This window comes from Curtobacterium sp. MCPF17_051 (assembly GCF_003234595.1).
In the GTDB taxonomy this organism is placed as follows: Bacteria; Actinomycetota; Actinomycetes; order Actinomycetales; family Microbacteriaceae; genus Curtobacterium; species Curtobacterium flaccumfaciens.
Window position 1 is genome coordinate 60,890 of sequence record NZ_QKSE01000015.1, and the last position, 18,077, is coordinate 78,966.

The window sequence follows — 18,077 nt, forward strand, 5'->3', positions numbered from 1 at the left end:
TCAGAGCCCCCGGTCGTCGCGGAAGAGCGCGCCGTCGGCCCCGCGACGCGAGCCGAGGTACGAGCCGACCACGGCGACCCCGAGGTCGTCGTTCTCCGGTGCCACGACGCTGCCGTCCACCCGCTTCGCCATCGCGTCGATGAACCGGGCGAGCCCCGGGTCCTCGCCGAGGCGGAAGAACGTCGTCTGGGCGCCGAGGCGTCCGGCGTTCTCGAGCTCCCGCACGGTCAGCGCGATCGTCACCGGGTCGGGCGGGTAGTCGAACCAGACCTGCCCGTTCGGCTCGAGGTGCGACGTCGGCTCGCCGTCGGTGACGATGAGGAGCACCGGTTGGGCCGTGGGGTGCTTGCGGAAGTGCCGGTTGGCGAGCAGCAGGGCGTGGTGCAGGTTGGTGCCCTTGTCCCACATCGCGTCGAGACCGACGAGCTGTTCGACGTCCATCACCTCGGCCTCGCGACCGAACGCGATGAGCTGCAGGTCGTCGCCGCGGAACCTGGTCGACACCAGGGTGTGCAGCGCCAGGGCGGTGCGCTTCATCGGCACCCAGCGGTCCTCCATGGCCATCGAGAACGACGTGTCGACGAGCAGCGCGACGCAGGCCTGGGTGCGTGCCTCGGTCTCCTGCACCTCGACGTCCTCGATGCTCAGGCGCACGCCCGCACCCGCTCGACCGCTGGCCGCCGTCCGCACCACGGCGTTCGTGACGGTGCGGGGGATGTCCCACGGCTCGGTGTCGCCGAACGCCCACTGCCGCGACGCCCCCGAGGGTTCGCCCGCGGCGCCCGAGCGACGGAGGTCCCGCGCGCCCTGGCGACCGGACATCCGCTGGGCGACGTCCTTGAGCAGGCTCTTGCCGAGCTGCCGCATCGCCTTCGGGGTCAGCCGGAGCTGCCCGTCGGCACCGCGCCGCAGCGCCCCGGAGTTCCGGAGCGCCTGCTCGAGACGCTGCAGGGTCTTCGCGTCGACCGCCGCCTCGTCGCCGAGCTGCCGGGACAGCGCGTCGAGGTCCAGGTCGTCGAGCTCCGAGCCCGGCCCGGACTGGGCGAGCTGGTCGGCGAGGGCGTCGAGGTCCGCGATGTCCTGGAACACCCCGGTGCCGTCGCCCAGCCCGAGGCCCTGTTCGCCGTCCATGCGTTCCGATCCGCCCCAGTCCTCGCCGGGACGCAGTGCGCGAAGGTTGCCGTCGAGCTGGGACAGCTGCCCCATCAGGTCGGGGGAGCCGAAGGCCTGCTGGGCGAGGGCGTCGAGTTCGTCCCGCTGCTCCTGGGTCATCGAGTTCCGCATGCGCTGCGCCGCGGCCGCGCGGGCTGCCAGGTCGTCGAGCAGCTCGTCGACGTTCGCGGGGTCCGACGGGAAGTACTCGCCGTGCTCGTCCATGAACTCGTCGAACTGCTGCTGGGTGTCCTCGCCGCGGGCGTGCGCCTCGAGCAGGGCGTTGAGGTCCTGCATCATCGCGCTGACCGCGGCCCGGTCCTGGTCGGTGGCGCCCTCGAGCGCCTGCTTCATGCCGGCGAAGCGCTGGTCGAGCACCTCGCGGCCGAGCAGGTCCTTGATCTCGTCGTACTTCCGGCGCGCGGTCGGGCTCGTCCAGTCGTAGTCGCCGAGCTCCTGCACCGCGGCGGCGGGGGAGGGTGACAGGCTGTCGAGCTGCAGTTCGGCCAGGGCCCGGTCGCCGTCGTCGAGGTCGACGTTGCGGGCGAGCTCCCCGCGCTCGGCGAGCAGCGCCTGCTCGAGGAGCTCGCGCACCTGCTGCAGGGTGCCGTCGAGGTTGTTCCTGCTCGTCAGCTCACGGCGGCGCTCGGCCACCCGTCGGGCCAGGTCGTCGAGGCCGCGCTGCGTCCGGCCGCCGCGCCGCAGGAACTCCCGCATCGCCCGCTCGGGCGACGTGCCGCCCATCACGTCCTGCCCGATGGCGTCGAGCGCCTCGGCCAGGTCGACCGGGGCGGCGAGCGGGTCGGGTCCGTCGGTGTAGCGGCCGTACCGGGTGTCGCGCGTCAGGCGCCGGTTCTGCCTAGCCATAGACGGCTTCGCCCCCGCCGGACTCCTTGCTGATGCGCCGGGCCAGGAACAACCCCTCGAGGGCGAGCTCGATCGCGCCGGCGCGTTCGCCGTCGTTCGTCGCACCCATCCGGTCGCACACCTGGTCGTACAGGTCGGACTCACCGATCGACGGCAGGCCTTCGAGGAACGCCCGGGCGCTGACCTGCTCGCCCGTGGTCACCATCGTGCCGCCCTCGAGCGCGTCCACGAGCACCGTGAAGTCGAGGCCCTTGAACCGGGAGCGCACGGTCTCGGCGGTCGCGGTGCGGAGCAGGTGCTCGAGGACCTCGTCGGCCCGGTCCTCTTCGCCGTTCTCGAACTCGATCTTGCCGCCGAGGACGTCCACCGCGGTCTCGAGGTCGATCGGCCGCGCGACCGCCTCGTCCTCGCCCTGGCGAGCTGCGCGGTGCACCGCGGCGGCGGACACCGTCTCGGCACCGGCGATCGCGAACCGGGCGCTCACACCGCTGCGCTGGTCGACGGCGCTCGAACCACGCAGTGCCCGGGTGAACCGGGCGAGGATCTCGATCAGGGCGTCCGGGACCTCGGCCGTCAGCTGCGCCTCCTGCCGGATGACGGCGATCTCGTCGTCGAGCTCGATCGGGTAGTGCGTGCGGATCTCGGCGCCGAAGCGGTCCTTCAGCGGCGTGATGATCCGGCCGCGGTTCGTGTAGTCCTCGGGGTTCGCGCTCGCCACGACGAGCACGTCGAGCGGCAGCCGCAGCACGTAGCCGCGGATCTGGACGTCGCGCTCCTCCATCACGTTGAGCATCGCGACCTGGATGCGTTCGGCCAGGTCGGGCAGCTCGTTGATCGCGACGATGCCACGGTGCCCACGGGGGACGAGCCCGAAGTGGATGGTCTCCGGGTCGCCCAGGCTACGGCCCTCGGCGACCTTCATCGGGTCGACGTCCCCGATCAGGTCGGCGACGCTCGTGTCCGGCGTCGCGAGCTTCTCGACGTAGCGGTCGTCCCGGTGCCGCCAGCTGATCGGCAGGGCGTCGCCGAGGTCGTCGGCACGCCGGATGCTCGCGGTGGTGATCGGTTCGTACGGGTGCTCGCCGAGCTCGGAGCCGGTGATGACCGGCGTCCACTCGTCGAGCAGGCCCTGCAGGGTGCGGAGCAGCCGGGTCTTGCCCTGGCCGCGCTCGCCGAGCAGGACGACGTCGTGGCCGGCGATCAGGGCACGTTCGAGCTGGGGGATGACGGTGGTCTCGAAGCCGTGCAGCCCGGGCCACGGATCGGTGCCCTGGCGCAGGGCGGTGAGCAGGTTGTCGCGGATCTCGGCGCGGACCGTCTTCTGGACGTGACCAGAGGTGCGGAGCTCGCCGACCGTGCGGATGTCAGGTCGGGTCACGTTCTGGACGTTACGCCGTTGCGGACCGGAGGCGCGGTGTCAGCCCGCACCGCGCCTCCAGCCCGCTTGTGGGTTCCCATCGCACTTGCGATCATTGGGATCCCGGCGACGGAGCCGGATTCGAAGTAGGGGGATCCGGCTCCGTCCCCGGTTCCTCGTTCCGCATCTGAACCACATCGGCGATCTCGGCGTACGGTCCCATTTCGTGAGCAGCGCGAACGCAACCATCAAGAGCCTGGTGCCCGCCAGGATGGACCGCTTGCCGTGGACCCGGTTCCACTGGAGCGTCGTCGTCGGACTCGGCGTGTCCTGGATCCTCGACGGTCTCGAGATCCAGATCGTCTCGAACGCGGGCTTCCAGGCGGACCTGAACCTGTCCACGCAGCAGGTGACGTCCCTCGGCACGATCTACCTGGTCGGCCAGGTCGTCGGTGCCCTGGTGTTCGGGCGCATGTCCGACCGACTGGGGCGGCGCAAGCTGTTCATCCTGACGCTCGCGATCTACCTGATCGGTTCGGGCATCGCGGGCCTCGCGCAGGACTTCTGGTTCCTGGCGGCCTTCCGGTTCGTCGCGGGGTTGGGCATCGGCGGCGAGTACGCGGCGATCAACTCGGCGATCGACGAGCTCATCCCGGCGAAGTACCGCGGGCACGTCGACATCGCCATCAACGGCACGTACTGGGGCGGTGCAGCACTCGGCGCGTTCGCGAACATCTACCTGCTCGACACGTCCTACTTCGCCGAGAACATCGGCTGGCGCATCGGGTTCTTCCTCGGCCCGGTGCTCGGCATCGCGATCATCTTCCTGCGACGGCACATCCCGGAGAGTCCGCGGTGGCTGATGACGCACGGGCGCGAGGAAGAGGCCGAGGCCACCGTCTCGCGCATCGAGGAGTCGGTGGAGAAGGCGACCGGCAAGCCCCTGCCGGAGGTCGACCAGTCGAAGGCGATGACGGTCACGCCGACCGACCGCGTCGGGTTCCTCGCCATCGCGCGCGTGCTGCTGAAGCAGTACCCGACCCGCACGCTCGTCGGCGCGACGATGATGATCACGCAGGCGTTCCTGTACAACGCGATCTTCTTCACCTACGCCCTGGTCCTCACGAACTTCTTCGGCCTGAAGACGGCGGAGACGGCGGTCTACTTCTTCCCGTTCGCGATCGGCAACCTGCTCGGCCCGATCATCCTGGGGCGCTTCTTCGACACCTGGGGTCGACGCCAGATGATCTTCCTGACGTACCTGGTGTCCGGCCTCGTGCTCGCCACGTCGGCGTTCCTGTTCCGGGCCGACGCGATCTCGGCGACGGTGCAGGTCGCGTTCTGGTGCGTCTCGTTCTTCTTCGCCTCGGCCGGGGCGTCGAGCGCCTACCTGACCGTCAGCGAGATCTTCCCGCTCGAGCTGCGGTCGCAGGCCATCTCGTACTTCTTCGCCCTGGCGCAGATCTTCGGTGCGGTCGCGCCGGCCATCTACGGCGCCTTCATCGGTGACGGGTCGTCGCGGGAGCCGCTGTTCTGGGGGTACCTGCTCGGATCCGCGGTGATGATCGGTGGCGGCGTGGTGGCCTTGATATTCGGGGTCGACGCCGCGCGAAAGGGGCTGGAGGACGTCACCCAACCGCTCTCGGTGCTCACCGGGGACGCGAAGTCCGACCGGAGGTGAGCCCGGCGGCGGCGGTCTGACATTCTGTATTCAGAGTGTTTAGCGCCGCCGTCGCCGCGCTGTCACTGTGCGTGCATGGCACTCCTCCACAGCACGACACCGGCCACCACGATCCACGGCAGCGACCGCCCTCGCCTCGGGGGTGCCGCCCGTGCGTGAGCCTGGGGTGATGGAGCACACCCCCACCCGAGCCGGTGCCGACGGACTCGATCCCCACGGCCTGCGCCGCAGCCTGCTGCGCGACGCGGTGTTCCTGCGACTGCTCGACAACGTCCTGCGGGGGGAGTACCGCCGCGGGCAGCGGCTGCGGCTCGACACCCTGGCATCGGACATGCGGGTGTCGCGCACACCCGTGCGCGAAGCCCTCGTGACCCTCGAGTCCCTGCAACTGGCCAGCGTGCAGCGGTACGTCGGTGTCGTGATCTCGCAGTGGTCGGTCGACCAGATGATCGAGCGACTGCGGATCGCCCAGGCCCTGCTCGTCGATCCGCCGTCGAACTCCGTCGGGTACCACGACCGGTTCGACAAGGCGTGGCTGCGCGACTGCTGGACCGAAGCAGGTGCCTTCGTCGAACTCGGGGCCTGGTACCTGCGGCGCCGCGGGTCGTCGGTCAGCGGCGACTGGTTGCTGTCGCAGCGCATCGTGCTCGACATGTTCTTCACCGACGACGTCGCCCTGGCGAACGGCATCGATGCGGTGGTCGACCGCCGACGACGGGTCGCGATCGTCGAGCGGGCCGTGGACGCGGCGGAGCGAGACGCCCTCGACGACTGCGCCGCGGCGCTCCTCGACCTGTCGTCCGCCCTGATCGCGCTGCCGGATCGCTTCCGGGTGGTCGTGTCGGCCTGAACCGGCGGCGGCTGCGGATCCGCTCAGCTCCGCGCCCACCGCCATGGTCCACGGGTCCCGACGCCGCGCAGTGAGCGGTGCCGGGGCCCCTCGCACTGGATCGTCAGGCAACGTCGTGGCAGCCTTGACCGGTTGCCGTCCCCGGCGTGTCCACCGACGACAGGAGTGCCCGTGAACGACGTCCGCGATCGATCCCACCGCTTGAACCGAGCACCGGGGATCGCACGGCACGGACGTCTGCGGCGCTCGAGCCCCCTCGCGACCGCTGCCAAGACGGTGTCCGGCGTCGTCGCAGTGGCCCTGGTGAGCTCGGTCTCGGTGACGGCGATCGCGGCGAAGCAGGTCACGGACGACCTCGGTGACGGCGTCGAGATCCAGGGCCAGCCCGCACCGCAGGCGCAGGGCGGTGCGAAGCCGCTCAGTGCCTTCACGGGCGGGTTCAACATGCTCGTCGTCGGCACCGACAACGACCCTGACCAGAGCCCGGCGTTCGGAGAGCGCGACGCGACCCTCAACGACGTCAACATCCTGCTGCACGTCTCGGCCGACCACACCAACGCGACCGCGGTGAGCATCCCGCGCGACCTCGTCACGCCGATCCCGGCCTGCAAGAAGACCGACGGCACGGGCACCGCGCCGGCGATGGCGGCGCAGCCGATCAACACCTCGTTCGGCGAGGGCGGCCTGAACTGCGTCACGCAGACGGTCGCCGGGCTGACCGGACTCGACATCCAGTACTCGGCCGCGGTGTCCTTCAAGGGCGTCATCGAGATGTCGAACGCGATCGGTGGCGTGCCCGTCTGTGTCGCCCAGCCCATCACCGACTCCTACACAGGGCTGGACCTGCCCGCCGGCACCTCGACCCTGCAGGGTGACGATGCCCTGGCGTTCCTGCGCACCCGGCACGGGGTCGGCGACGGGTCGGACCTCGGCCGGATCTCGAGCCAGCAGGTGTTCCTGTCGTCGCTGCTCCGCACCGTGAAGTCGAACGACACCCTCGGTTCGCCGGCCCGCCTGTACAAGCTGGCCCGGGCGGCGGCGTCGAACATGCAGCTGTCCCAGAGCCTGAACGACATCGGGACGATGGTGCAGATGGGCCTGGCGCTGCGCGATCTGCCGCTGGCGCAGGTGAACTTCGTGCAGTACCCGGGCACCACGGGCGGCACCGGTGTCTACGAGGGCAAGGTCGAGCCGACGACGTACCTGGCCGACCGGCTGTTCGCGAAGATCAAGGCCGACCAGTCGTTCTCCCTCGGGGCGGACAGCACGGGCATCGGGTCGGAGACGAGTCCGACGCAGCCGACCGCTGCAGCGTCGTCGCCGGCCGCTGCACCGTCGTCGCCGGCCGCTGCGCCGGAGCCGGCGACCCCGGCAGCGCCGTCGTCCGCTGCGCCGCGCACCCCCTCGGCGACGCCCGAGACCATCGATGGGCTCGAGGGGCAGTCCGCCGACCAGCAGACCTGCTCGAAGGCGTTCGGGTACTGAGGCACGGCGCAGGCGGTCCTTGCCGTCCCCGAGTCTCGGCTGCGCGGACTCTTTGCGGCCTTCAGCGCCCGTGCACTGTCCGCGGGGACGAGTCTCGGCTCGGTGCCTCCCCGCCCCGAACACAGAAACGGGGGCGCGGTGGTGGGCCGCGCCCCCAGGGGAAGTCGCTCCCCGCCGGGCGCCACGCGATCGGGCGCGCCGGGCCCGCACGGGGAACGACGTCGGGTGCTGTGTCGCGACGACGGGGACGAGCCCCGGAACGTGATTGCCGCGTCCCGATGATGCTATGCAGTGGGGTACGCCCCGACAACCCCCACGTGTCCCCACTTCGGGGGACCGCGCGCGACGGGTCGTGCCACGCGCGGGCGTGCGTCGGGTCGAGAGTGGCGCGGTCCTCCTGTATGGTGGTCGCAGCGCTCGCGAGAGTGCTTGGAGACGTCGCATAGTCCGGCCGAGTGCACCACCCTGCTAAGGTGGAGTCCCCTTTGAGGGGACCGAGGGTTCAAATCCCTCCGTCTCCGCACTGCACGAACTGCAGCACGAAACCCCGGTCCGATCGGACCGGGGTTTCGTCGTTCCCGGGCGCCTCGCATAGTGGCCGAGCCCGCTGGAACCAGGTTCCGGACACCACACCGCGGAAACGCCCGGTGCTGTGTCCGGAACCAGGTTCCGCGGCTCGAGGGCGCGCGCGTCTGACCTCGGGTCACCTCGCACCCGGCCTGGAGGCTCGGCGCACCTCCGCCCCGCCGGCGTCGGCCCCGGCGTGGTCGCCACTCAGGCGCGCAGCGGCCCCGTCGTCGACCGCACGACGAGCGTCGGCGGCACGAGCGTCCGGATGGGATCTGGGGGAGCCGCCGCGACCGCGCCGATCCGCTCGACCAACTGCGCAGCCGCCAGGCGCCCGACCTCGTCGTTGTGCGGGTCGACCGTCGTCAGGCGCAACAGGGGTGACGCGGCGAGCGGGGTCTCGTCGTTGCCGATCACCGAGATGTCCTGCGGCACGCGGAGTCCGGCTTCCTGCACGGCGGCGATCGCGCCCATCGCCATGACGTCGTTCGCGGCGAACACCGCGGTCAGGTCGGGGTGCTCCCGGAGTGCGAGCCGCACGCCCTCGTAGCCGGTGGTCTCCGAGGTCGGGCCGGAGCCGTAGACCAGCGGCTCGATGCCGGAGGCGACCAGCTGCGCGACGGTGGCCTGACGGCGGACGGCAGCCGGGCCTCCCGAGCCGGTGACGTGGGCGATGCGGCGGTGACCCAGGCCGATCAGGTGATCCGCTGCCAGGCGTCCGCCGGCGGCTTCGTCGGAGGCGACCACGTCGAGTCCGCCCGGTACGTCCTCGCGCGCGCCGGCGATCACGACCGGGGTGTCGGCGGGGACGACGACGTCGGGGAAGCCCTCGGCGGCGAGCACCACGCCGTCGACCCGCAGGGAGACCAGGTCGTCGAAGGGCGAGGAGTCGAGGTGGGCGTTGGCGCGGGTGTCGGCGAGGGTGAGGCGGAGTCCGTGCGGGGCGAGGGCCTCACGGATGCCGTCGAGCATCGGGACGTACCAGGGGTTCCGGAAGTCGTCGACGATGACCCCGATGGTGCGGGTCCGGGTGCCGGCGAGGATGGCGGCGGCGCGGTTCGGGCGGTAGCCGAGCTCCGCGACGGCGGCGAGCACCGCGGATCGGCGAGCGGGGGAGACCCCGGGGTCGTCGCGCAGCACCATCGACACCAGCGACTTCGAGACGCCCGCGCGTGCGGCGACGTCGATGATCGTCGGCGGGCGAGGGGTCACGCTGAGCCTTTCCGGCACGGTGCTTGACAGGACATGGGCTGGTGCGGCTACAGTCTACCGACACGTTCTGGAACGTTCCAGAATCGGGATCCAGCGACCTTCTCGAAGGAGAGAACATGAGCGACAGCATCGGCGTCGCCGTCATCGGTGCGGGCATGGCGGGCAAGGCCCACATGGCTGCGTGGCGGAACGCCCCCTCCCTCTTCGCCCCGACGCTGCCGCCCGTCCGGCTCGTCTCGGTCGGCGACGTCTACGAACCGCTGGCCGCCGAGGCCGCACGTCGCTTCGGCTTCGAGCGGCACGACACCGACTGGCGGGCCATCGCGGCGGCCGACGACATCGACGTGGTGAGCGTCGTCGTCGCGAACACGCTGCACCGCGAGATCGTCGAGGGGCTGCTCGCCGCCGGCAAGCACGTGCTGTGCGAGAAGCCGCTGTCCGACTCGCTCGACGACGCACGCGCGATGGCGACCGCCGCTGCCGAGGCCGCACAGCGCGGGGTGCTCGGCCGCATCGGGTTCACCTACCGCCGGGCTCCCGGCCTCGCTGCCATCAAGGAGCTCGTCGAGGACGGCACGCTCGGCCGGGTCCTGCACGTCTCCGGCCGGTACTGGACCGACTACGGCGCCTCGCCCGACGTCCCGTTCTCGTGGCGCTTCGCGGGGGAGCCGGGGTCGGGCGCGCTCGCCGACGTCGGCTCGCACCTGACCTACGTTGCGGAGTTCCTGGCCGGCCCGGTCCGGAGCGTCAGCGGTGGCACGTTCACCACGTCGATCACCGAGCGCCCCGTCGCCGCCGGACACGCCCTGCGGGGGCAGGCCGTCCCGCTCACCGGTGAGACCGCGGCCGTCGGCAACGACGACTACGCCACGTTCAGTGCACGCTTCGGTGACGGCACGGTCGTCGGGTCGCTCGAGGCCTCCCGCGTCGCGGCCGGGCACCCGAACGGGCTCGTCGTCGAGGTGTTCTGCGAGCGCGGCGCCGCCCGATGGGACCAGGAGCGCGCCTCCGAGATCGGCCTCGCCCTGCGGTCCGACGGCTCGCGCCTGGGCGGGTACCGCCAGGTCGTGCTCGGCCCGGACCACCCCTACGTCGCGGGCGGGATGGCGATGGACGCCCCGGGCGTCGGCTGGGGGCAGAACCAGATGTTCGAGTACCAGGCGCGGGCGTTCCTCGACGAGGTCGCCGGGCTGTCCGGCACCGTGTCCGACGCCCTGCCCGCGAACGCCACGTTCGACGACGGCGTGCACAACATGGAGGTCCTCGACGCGGTGGCACGGTCCGCCGCGGCCGGGGGCACCACCGAGACGATCAAGGAAGCAGTGACGGCATGAAACTCGGTCTCTACGACGCGATCCTGCACGACCGGCCCCTCGCCGACGCGATCCGGGTCATCGCGGCCAACGGCCTCACCGGCATCGAGCTGAACACCGGCGGGTTCCTGCCCCCGGTGCACGTGCCCGGCATCGACGCGATCCTGCAGGACGACGGGGCGCGTGACGCGTTCCTCGCGCAGTTCGCGGGGACCGGCGTCTCGATCGCCGGGCTCAACTGCAACGGCAACCCGCTGCACCCCGACCCGGCGATCGGTCCCGCGCACGCCGAGGACGTCCGGCGCAGCATCCGCCTCGCGGCCCGCCTCGGGCAGGACCGCGTGGTCACGATGTCCGGACTGCCGGCGGGGGAGCCGGGCGGGACGCGACCGAACTGGATCGTGAACGCCTGGAACTCGGCCGCGCTCGACGTCCTCGAGCACCAGTGGAGCGTCGCGGTGCCCTTCTGGCAGGAGATCGACGCCCTGGCCCGGGAGCACGGCGTCAAGGTCGCGCTCGAGCTGCACCCGCAGAACCTCGTGTTCAACCCGGCGTCGATCCGGGAGCTCGTCGAGCGCGGCGGACTGACCAACGTGGGGGTCGAGCTGGACGCCTCGCACCTGTTCTGGCAGCAGATGGACCCGGTGGCGGTCGCCCGCGACCTCGGGCCGCTCGTGTTCCACGCCGCCGCCAAGGACGTCCGGATCAACCCGCACGCTGTGATCAACGGGGTGCTCGACAACTCGTTCCGCCGGTTGTCGCCGGACGAGTCACGCACGAACCTCGGCGGCGACGAGTGGGCGAACGAGTGGCCGAAGCCGTCGGCGTGGGACTTCGTCGCGCTCGGCAAGGGGCACGACGAGGCGTACTGGACGACGTTCCTTGAGGCCCTGCGTGCGATCGACCCGGACATGTGGGTGAACATCGAGCACGAGGACACCGAGCTCGGGCGCGAAGAAGGGGTCGCGGTCGCTGCGCGCGTGCTCCGCGCCGCGGACGCGGCGCTGGCGCCCCGGTCCTGACCGTCCGTCAGCTGACCCGGACACTGCCTGGAGGCCCGTGGGTCGTTCCGCGCACGAGGTGACGGATCGGCGTGTGGTGGGCCGTGCCTCCCGGCCCCACCACCCGCGGATCGGCCGCCGGTGCGCGGAACGACCAGTCCGTGCACCCGTACCGGGTGCTGTCACCGGCCCGATGTAGCATGCACGACACCTGTCCCCGACGATGGAGCCCTGCGTGCCGGACCCGACCGACCCCGCCTTCCCGCTCGAACACGTGCGGGCGGTGGGCGACGACATCGTGGCCTCCGTGGCCACGGTGATCGACGGCAAGGCGGAAGCCATCCGCACGGCCCTGACGGTGATGCTCGCCGAGGGGCACCTGCTCGTCGAGGACGTCCCCGGCGTCGGCAAGACCGTGCTCGCCAAGGCGCTCGGTGCCTCGGTCGGCGGGTCGGTGAACCGCATCCAGTTCACCTCGGACATGCTGCCGTCCGACGTCACGGGCGTGAACATCTTCGACCAGTCGTCCGGCACCTTCCGGTTCTCGCCCGGCCCGGTGTTCGCGAACGTGGTCATCGGCGACGAGATCAACCGAACCAGCCCGAAGACCCAGTCGGCCCTGCTCGAGGCGATGGCGGAGTCGCAGGTGACCGTCGACGGTGTGACGCGCCCGCTCGACCGTCCCTTCATGATCGTCGCGACGCAGAACCCGATCGACATGGAGGGCACGTACCCGCTGCCCGAGGCGCAGCGGGACCGCTTCATGGCGCGCATCGCGATGGGCTACCCGAGCGTCGACGCCGAACGGCAGATGCTCGCCAACCGCGGCGGCAGCGACCCGCTGTCGCGCCTGCGGCCGATCGTCGACGTCAGCACACTGCGGGCGATCATCGAGACCGTCGCCGGGGTGCACATCGCCCCCGACGTCGAGGCGTACATCATCGCGATCGTCCGGTCGACGCGCACCCACCCCGACCTCGTGCTCGGTGCGAGCCCCCGCGCGACGCTGCACCTGGCGCAGGCCGCCCGTGCGCACGCCGCCCTGCTCGGCCGCCCGTTCGTCACCCCCGACGACGTCGCGACGCTCGCCCCGATCGTGCTCGCGCACCGGCTCGTGCCGGTCGCCCGTGGGCTCGGCGGCACCGGCGAGGACACCGTGCGCGAGATCGTCGTCCGCATCGTCTCCGACACCGCCATCCCGTTCACGGCCACCCCCGTCCGCTCCTGATGGCCAGTCCATCGGCACCGCCGTCGCTGCTGCGACGCGTCGGTGCCGCGCGGTCCACGGCGGCCCGGTTCGGCCGCCGCGGGCTGTCACTCGCACGCCGCACCCCGTTCCCGCGCCCGACGATCCGGGGCTGGACGGTCATCGCCGTCGGCATCGGCCTGGTCGGCGGCGGCCTGGTCGGCACCACGAGCGTCGCCGTCACGGCCGGCCTGCTGCTGCTCGTGCTGGTCGTGCTGGGCATCGTGATGGCGTTCGTCGTCGCCACCCCGCTCCGCGGCAGCCGCAGCACCGCTCGGGCGATCGTCCAGGTGGGCGAGGTCTACCGGGAACGCATCACCCTCGGCAGCACCAGCCTGCGGATCGGCCCGCGGGCGACGCTGCTCGTACGCGAACAGCTCGAGGACGCCTTCGCCAGCCTGGCCGAGGCGGAGACCTACGCCGAGGTCGGGCTGAACCTGCCGCCGGCGGTGCTCGACGTCGAGGCGCTCGCGATGCACCGCGGCCGCACCCTGGTCGGGCCCGTGACGATCCGGGTGGAGGACCCGTTCGGCCTGCTCCGGATCGACCGTCCCGTCGTCCCGGCCGAAGAGGTCGTCGTGGTCCCGGCCTCGGCACCCCTCGGGGCGATCGACGCCGGGGCGCTCGCGGGTGCGGTCTCGGCCGACGAGGGCCGGGTCGGACAGGGTGGTTCCGCCGACGACAGCGAACTCCGCCCGTACCGCCCGGGTGACCCGATCCGCCGGGTGCACTGGGCCCAGAGCGCACGGCGCGGTGAACTCCACGTCCGCCAGACCACCCAGGCCCAGCCGCCCGAGGCCGTGATCGCACTGGACGTGCGGCGCGAGTCCTACCAGCGGCTCGGTCGGGAAGACCTCGCCGAGCTCTCCGACCTGGGCGGCGACCAGGCCTTCGAGCACGCCGTCGTGGTGGCCGCCAGTGTCGCCCGCGCGCTCGCCGCCCGGACCTCGCGTGTCGTGCTCGTGTTCGACGGTCCCGAAGGCGCGACCCGGCACGCGGGCGACGTCGGCGGGCTCACCGACGTGCTCGTCGGGCTCGCCGACGTCCGGCTGCGTACCGATGCCCGACAGGTGACCGACGTCCTGCCCGAGGTCCGTGGCCGCGACGTGCACGGCATGACCGCCGTCGTGACCGGCACCTGCACCGCGGCGGAAGCCGCCGGGTTCGTCGGCGCGACCAGTGGGTCGAGCCGCGGCATCCTGGCGACGATCGTGCCGCCGGACCCGGCCGTCCGGGGCATCCTCGACCGTGGCGGCTGGCGGACCCTCGTGGTGCCGGTCGTCGGCGCGACGCCGTCCGGAGCCGCACGGTGACCGGGGTGAGCGCACCGGCGCGTGGCCGTGCCGACGTGCGCGAGATCCTCGAGCGCGACGACGACCTGCGTGACTTCCCGAGCGCCTGGGTCGTGGCCCTCGCGCCGGTGCCGGTGCTCCTCGCCGCACTCGCCATCCGGCCGCTCGTGCAGGGCATCGCCTGGTGGGCATCGGGCGTCGTCGTCGTCGCCGTGCTCGTCGCCGTGATGCTCGCGGTGCGCCGCCAGACACCCGGGATCCGCTTCGTCGTCCTGGTCGGCACGGTCATCGCCTGCTCGTGCGCCGCCGCACTGGTCAACGACATCCAACCGCTCGGGTGGCTCGACGCCGACGGGGCCCTCGGACAGACGCTCGCCGCGATCCGCCTGAACCCCGCACCGCTGCCGCAGACCGACGCGATCCGGCTCGTGGTGACCGCGTCGATCGGCTGGGTGGCGGCGGTCTCGCTGTTCCTCGCCGCCATCGCGCGGATCCCGTCGCTCGCCGCGGCCCCGGCCCTCGTCATCCTGATCGTGCCCGGTGTCATCACCGGGCAGCCCGCCGGCACCCCGCTCGTCATCACCACGGCGGTGGCGTTCCTCGCCCTGCTCTGGCTGTCCGTCCGCCCGGTGCAGCGCGCACTGCCGGCCGCCGTCGTCGGGGCGATCGGGCTCGTCGTGGCCATCGGGCTGCCGACGATCGTGCCGCTCAACGCCAGCTGGTTGTCCGGCGTGACCGGTGCGATCCAGTCGCCGATCCAGCCCGGACGGCCCGGCACCCTGCTCGAACTCGGCAACGACCTGCGCCGCCCGAGCGAGCTCGAGGTGTTCCGCTACCGCTCGTCGGACGGGCAGCCCGAGTACCTCAAGCTCGCCGACCTGGACGAGTTCGGCACGGGGGACTGGGTGCCGACCGTGACGAACGCGGCCGAGGCCGACACCGCCGACGAGCAGCAGTGGGCCGAGGGCGTCAACCCGCGCCTGGCGAGCCGTGGCGACGTGACGGTCCGGATCACCGGGCTGTCCAGCACCTACCTGCCGGTGCCGTCGGGTGCGGTGTCGATCGAGTCGCAGTCCACCAACCTCGACCTGTCGCAGTGGCGGTGGATGGGGAACTCGAGCACCGTCCGGTCGACGGGGGCCGCGACCGCCCGGGGCGCGATGTACGAGGTCTACGGGGCCTCGACCTTCGCGAACGACTACCTCGACGCGGTCGCCGCCTCGGGGGTGCTCGCCCGCTCTGACGGCCGTGGCTTCCGGGAACCCAGCCGCCAGCAGTTGCGCACCGACCTCGCCCTGCCCGACGACCTGCCCGCCAACATCTCGGCCGCCGCCACCCGCGTCGCCGCCGCCGCGACCGACGACTACGGGCGGGCGCGGGCGCTCGAGCAGTGGTTCCGCAGCGACCTGTTCACGTACTCCGAGACGGCACCGGTGGAGCAGGGGTACGACGGCGACAGCATGGACGTCGTCTCGACGTTCCTGCGGGTCCGCGACGGGTACTGCGTGCACTTCTCGTCCGCGATGGCCGTGATGGCCCGCACGCTCGGCATCCCCTCGCGCATCGCGGTCGGGTACCGGGCCGGTTCGCCACAGCCCGACGGCGAGTACGCGGTGTCGAACCGGCAGCTGCACTCCTGGCCCGAGCTGTACATCCGGGGCGCCGGGTGGGTCGCCTTCGAGCCGACGCCCGACTCCGACGAGGCCGCGCCGTCCGAGGAGCCCTCGGCCTCGCCGACCGCGGTGACGCCGGAGACCCCGCTGCCGGCGCCCGAGCAGACCACCCCGGCGCAGGATTCAGCGTCACCGACCCCGTCGGCGTCCCCGGCGCCGGGTGCCGCGGGTGCGTCCGGAACGGGTGGCACAGGCGGCCCGGTCGGGCTGCTCGTGGGCCTGTTGCTCGTGCTCGCGGTCCTCGTCGCTCCGGGCCTCGTGCGGGCAGTTCGTCGCCGGTCGAGGCTGTCGGCGATCGCCGCCGGGCGCTCACCCGCCGTGCAGGCGTGGCGGGAGTTGCTCGACGACGTCGCCGACCACGGGTACGCCCCGGGCATCGCGCCGCCGGGTGATGCCGCCGCCGTGGCCCGGACCGCCCGAGCGGTGCTCGGACGCCTGCGTCACGGGCTGCCGGCGTCGGTCGTGCCGCACCTGGAGGCCACGGTCGACGCGGTCGACCGCGAGCGCTTCGCCGCCGACGGGATCGCGTCGGTCGACAGCGCGGCGCTGGAGCGTCACGTCCGCGAAGCTCGTGGCGCTCTCGACGCGTCCGTGCCCGCTCTGCGAGTCGTGCGGTCGCGCCTGCTGCCGCCGAGCCTGCTGCCGTCGTCAGCCTGGTCCCACGACGGGCCGAAGCCCCGCCGTCGGGATCGTCGCACGGCCTGACGCGGGCGCGTGTGCGTCAGCACCGTGCGAGGGTCCGCCCACCGCACCCCGCGTCAGCGCCGGCGGACGACCGCTTCGACCAGGGCGGCGATGAGCTCGCCCGGGTCGACGCCGGGCAGCGCCGGCGCGTCGAACACCAGGCCGACGTTCGCCCCGATGAGCACGGTCGCGAACTCCTCCGGGGTCATGCCGACGTCGACCTCGGGGTGTGCACCGAGCCACAGCCGCACCAGCTCGAGCACCCCGTCCTGCAGGACCCGGCGCTGCCGAATGAACTCGGGCAGGAACTCCGGGTGGCGCACGGCGTACCCGCGGAACGCCGAGAGCAGCGCGAACTGCTCGCTCTGGTCGTGCTGTCCGAACGCAGCGCGTAGGACGTCGCCGACGTCGACGGCGGCGATGTCGGCGTGCACGAGCTGCTGCAGTGAGCCGAGCACCAGGTTCGTGGACCGCTGCATGACCTGCGCGAGCAGGTCCTCCTTGGACGAGAAGTTCGAGTAGACCGCACCCTTGCTGAACCCCGCGCGCGCGGCGACGTCGTCGAGCCGGGCGCCGTAGACACCCTGTTCGGCGAAGACCGCGGCTCCGGCGGCGAGCAGGCGTTCCCGGACCTCGGCACGCGGGATGCGCTGGGTGGGGGAAGCGTCGTCGCTCATCGGTTGCTGCTCCGACCTGTGGTGGTGGTCGTCGGGGGGAGCATCGTGGTGGAGACCTGCCGCGCCGCGCGTCTGATCCCGCGCGGCATCAGCGAAGCCCCCATCCCCACGTCTGCTCGGAACCGGCGCGTTCGGGTCGCGTCGGTGCTGTGCGGACAGCGTTCACCGGGATCATCCCCGGCAGAACTGCCAGGACGATACCCGGCGGTACTGATCGTACCGTCGCGGAGGCGCGGAAGACAGCCCCTCAGTCCTCGTGCTCTTCTCGGACACTGCCGGCACCGGTTCGACGGCCCGGCCGGCGGAGCAACCGGAGCGCGTCCGGCCGCAGGCTCCGACCCCGCCGGAGCAGCGAACCGAGGGTCGACTTCGGCTGCCAGTCACGGCCGTTGGGCAGGCCCCAGCCCCGGCGGACCGCTCCCCAGCGGAGCCCGAGCGACAGGGTGATCGCGAGCAGGATGCCGAGCGACGGCGACCCGAGCGCCGAGGCGATCACCATCACGGCCGACGCGGCGACGGCCACGGTGGCGTACAGCGCGTTCCCGCCGAACACCGCCGGCACCCGCCGCAGCAACAGGTCGCGCATGGCCCCGCCGCCGACCGCGGTGATGGTCCCCATGATGATCGCCGCGGGCCAGTCGAGCCCGGCGTCGTAGGTCCGCTGCACGCCGACCACGGCCCAGAACCCGATCACGGCGGCGTCGAGCACGGTGAACAGCCGGTCCCACGTCACCTCGGAGAACGACACGAGGAACGCGATCAGCGCCCCGGCGACGGCGACCGGCACGTACAGCGGGTCGACGAGCGCGACGGGTGGTCCGTTCTGCAGCAGGGTGTCGCGGAGGATCCCGCCGCCGAGTCCGGAAACGAACCCGACGACCAGGAACCCGAACAGGTCGAAGTCCATCGCGCGGGCGATGGAGCCGCCGAGCAGGGCGGACGCGAACACCCCGGCGAGGTCGAGCACGTTCGTGACCGACGCCAGGCCGTCGACGGACAGCAGGTTCATGAGAACCATCA

The 18,077-nt window shown here is 72.1% G+C and carries 13 protein-coding genes and 1 tRNA gene; 9 read left to right on the forward strand and 5 right to left on the reverse strand.

Annotated elements, in window-relative coordinates; genetic code table 11:
- Both DEJ35_RS12805 and DEJ35_RS12810 read right to left on the reverse strand, forming a co-directional pair.
- The gene (locus DEJ35_RS12805) at positions 1-2,019 is read right to left on the reverse strand and encodes a VWA domain-containing protein (RefSeq protein WP_111192878.1); all 2,019 of its coding nucleotides are present in this window, start codon (positions 2,017-2,019) and stop codon (positions 1-3) included.
- Positions 2,012-3,397 carry an AAA family ATPase gene (locus tag DEJ35_RS12810; RefSeq protein WP_110862441.1) on the reverse strand — a complete coding sequence of 462 codons (1,386 nt, stop codon included), beginning with the start codon at positions 3,395-3,397 and terminating at the stop codon, positions 2,012-2,014. Before DEJ35_RS12810 ends, DEJ35_RS12805 begins: the two co-directional genes overlap by 8 nt.
- Positions 3,398-3,602: 205 nt before the next feature.
- Here DEJ35_RS12810 and DEJ35_RS12815 point away from each other — a divergent pair, with 205 nt between their 5' ends.
- The 4 genes from DEJ35_RS12815 (at position 3,603) to DEJ35_RS12830 (ending at position 7,913) form a co-directional block, all read left to right on the forward strand.
- Positions 3,603-5,057 carry an MFS transporter gene (locus tag DEJ35_RS12815; protein WP_375231882.1) on the forward strand — a complete coding sequence of 485 codons (1,455 nt, stop codon included), beginning with the start codon at positions 3,603-3,605 and terminating at the stop codon, positions 5,055-5,057.
- A gap of 169 nt (positions 5,058-5,226) precedes the next feature.
- Positions 5,227-5,907, forward strand: a complete 681-nt coding sequence (locus DEJ35_RS12820; protein WP_110862443.1) for a GntR family transcriptional regulator — start codon at positions 5,227-5,229, stop codon at positions 5,905-5,907.
- 201 nt (positions 5,908-6,108) lie between these two features.
- Positions 6,109-7,392 (forward strand): LCP family protein, encoded by a 1,284-nt coding sequence (locus tag DEJ35_RS12825; RefSeq protein WP_258378480.1) that lies wholly within the window; start codon positions 6,109-6,111, stop codon positions 7,390-7,392.
- 431 nt (positions 7,393-7,823) lie between these two features.
- Positions 7,824-7,913, forward strand: a tRNA-Ser gene (locus DEJ35_RS12830).
- 253 nt (positions 7,914-8,166) lie between these two features.
- Here DEJ35_RS12830 and DEJ35_RS12835 read toward each other — a convergent pair.
- Positions 8,167-9,171 (reverse strand): LacI family DNA-binding transcriptional regulator, encoded by a 1,005-nt coding sequence (locus DEJ35_RS12835; protein ID WP_111192879.1) that lies wholly within the window; start codon positions 9,169-9,171, stop codon positions 8,167-8,169.
- A gap of 116 nt (positions 9,172-9,287) precedes the next feature.
- Here DEJ35_RS12835 and DEJ35_RS12840 point away from each other — a divergent pair, with 116 nt between their 5' ends.
- The 5 genes from DEJ35_RS12840 to DEJ35_RS12860 all read left to right on the forward strand — a co-directional run bounded on the left by DEJ35_RS12840 (position 9,288) and on the right by DEJ35_RS12860 (position 16,401).
- Positions 9,288-10,505, forward strand: a complete 1,218-nt coding sequence (locus tag DEJ35_RS12840; RefSeq protein ID WP_111192880.1) for a Gfo/Idh/MocA family protein — start codon at positions 9,288-9,290, stop codon at positions 10,503-10,505.
- Complete coding sequence (locus DEJ35_RS12845) at positions 10,502-11,506, forward strand: sugar phosphate isomerase/epimerase (RefSeq protein WP_111091170.1); 1,005 nt, start codon at positions 10,502-10,504, stop codon at positions 11,504-11,506. Before DEJ35_RS12840 ends, DEJ35_RS12845 begins: the two co-directional genes overlap by 4 nt.
- A gap of 202 nt (positions 11,507-11,708) precedes the next feature.
- A complete protein-coding gene (locus DEJ35_RS12850; protein WP_111091172.1) occupies positions 11,709-12,713 on the forward strand; it encodes a MoxR family ATPase in 1,005 nt (334 codons plus the stop codon).
- Entirely contained in the window at positions 12,713-14,044 is a 1,332-nt protein-coding gene (locus DEJ35_RS12855) for a DUF58 domain-containing protein (RefSeq protein WP_111192881.1), read from the forward strand. The genes DEJ35_RS12850 and DEJ35_RS12855 overlap by 1 nt, the downstream gene beginning before the upstream one ends.
- A 5-nt stretch (positions 14,045-14,049) precedes the next feature.
- Entirely contained in the window at positions 14,050-16,401 is a 2,352-nt protein-coding gene (locus DEJ35_RS12860; RefSeq protein WP_146238607.1) for a DUF3488 and transglutaminase-like domain-containing protein, read from the forward strand.
- Between the two features lie 53 nt (positions 16,402-16,454).
- Here DEJ35_RS12860 and DEJ35_RS12865 read toward each other — a convergent pair whose 3' ends face one another.
- On the reverse strand, positions 16,455-17,057 hold the full coding sequence (locus tag DEJ35_RS12865; RefSeq protein WP_110862451.1) for a TetR/AcrR family transcriptional regulator: 603 nt from the start codon (positions 17,055-17,057) through the stop codon (positions 16,455-16,457).
- A 247-nt stretch (positions 17,058-17,304) separates the two neighbouring features.
- Positions 17,305-18,066 (reverse strand): trimeric intracellular cation channel family protein, encoded by a 762-nt coding sequence (locus DEJ35_RS12870; protein WP_110862452.1) that lies wholly within the window; start codon positions 18,064-18,066, stop codon positions 17,305-17,307.
- Positions 18,067-18,077 lie beyond the last annotated feature (11 nt).

Excerpts from the sequence above, each read along its gene's own strand:
- DEJ35_RS12805 (WP_111192878.1), bottom strand. The coding sequence starts at position 2,019 with ATGGCTAGGCAGAACCGGCGCCTGACGCGCGACACCCGGTACGGCCGC.
- DEJ35_RS12820 (WP_110862443.1), top strand. The coding sequence starts at position 5,227 with ATGGAGCACACCCCCACCCGAGCCGGTGCCGACGGACTCGATCCCCAC.
- DEJ35_RS12840 (WP_111192880.1), top strand. The coding sequence starts at position 9,288 with ATGAGCGACAGCATCGGCGTCGCCGTCATCGGTGCGGGCATGGCGGGC.
- DEJ35_RS12845 (WP_111091170.1), top strand. The coding sequence starts at position 10,502 with ATGAAACTCGGTCTCTACGACGCGATCCTGCACGACCGGCCCCTCGCC.
- DEJ35_RS12850 (WP_111091172.1), top strand. The coding sequence starts at position 11,709 with ATGGAGCCCTGCGTGCCGGACCCGACCGACCCCGCCTTCCCGCTCGAA.
- DEJ35_RS12855 (WP_111192881.1), top strand. The coding sequence starts at position 12,713 with ATGGCCAGTCCATCGGCACCGCCGTCGCTGCTGCGACGCGTCGGTGCC.
- DEJ35_RS12865 (WP_110862451.1), bottom strand. The coding sequence starts at position 17,057 with ATGAGCGACGACGCTTCCCCCACCCAGCGCATCCCGCGTGCCGAGGTC.
- DEJ35_RS12870 (WP_110862452.1), bottom strand. The coding sequence starts at position 18,066 with ATGAACCTGCTGTCCGTCGACGGCCTGGCGTCGGTCACGAACGTGCTC.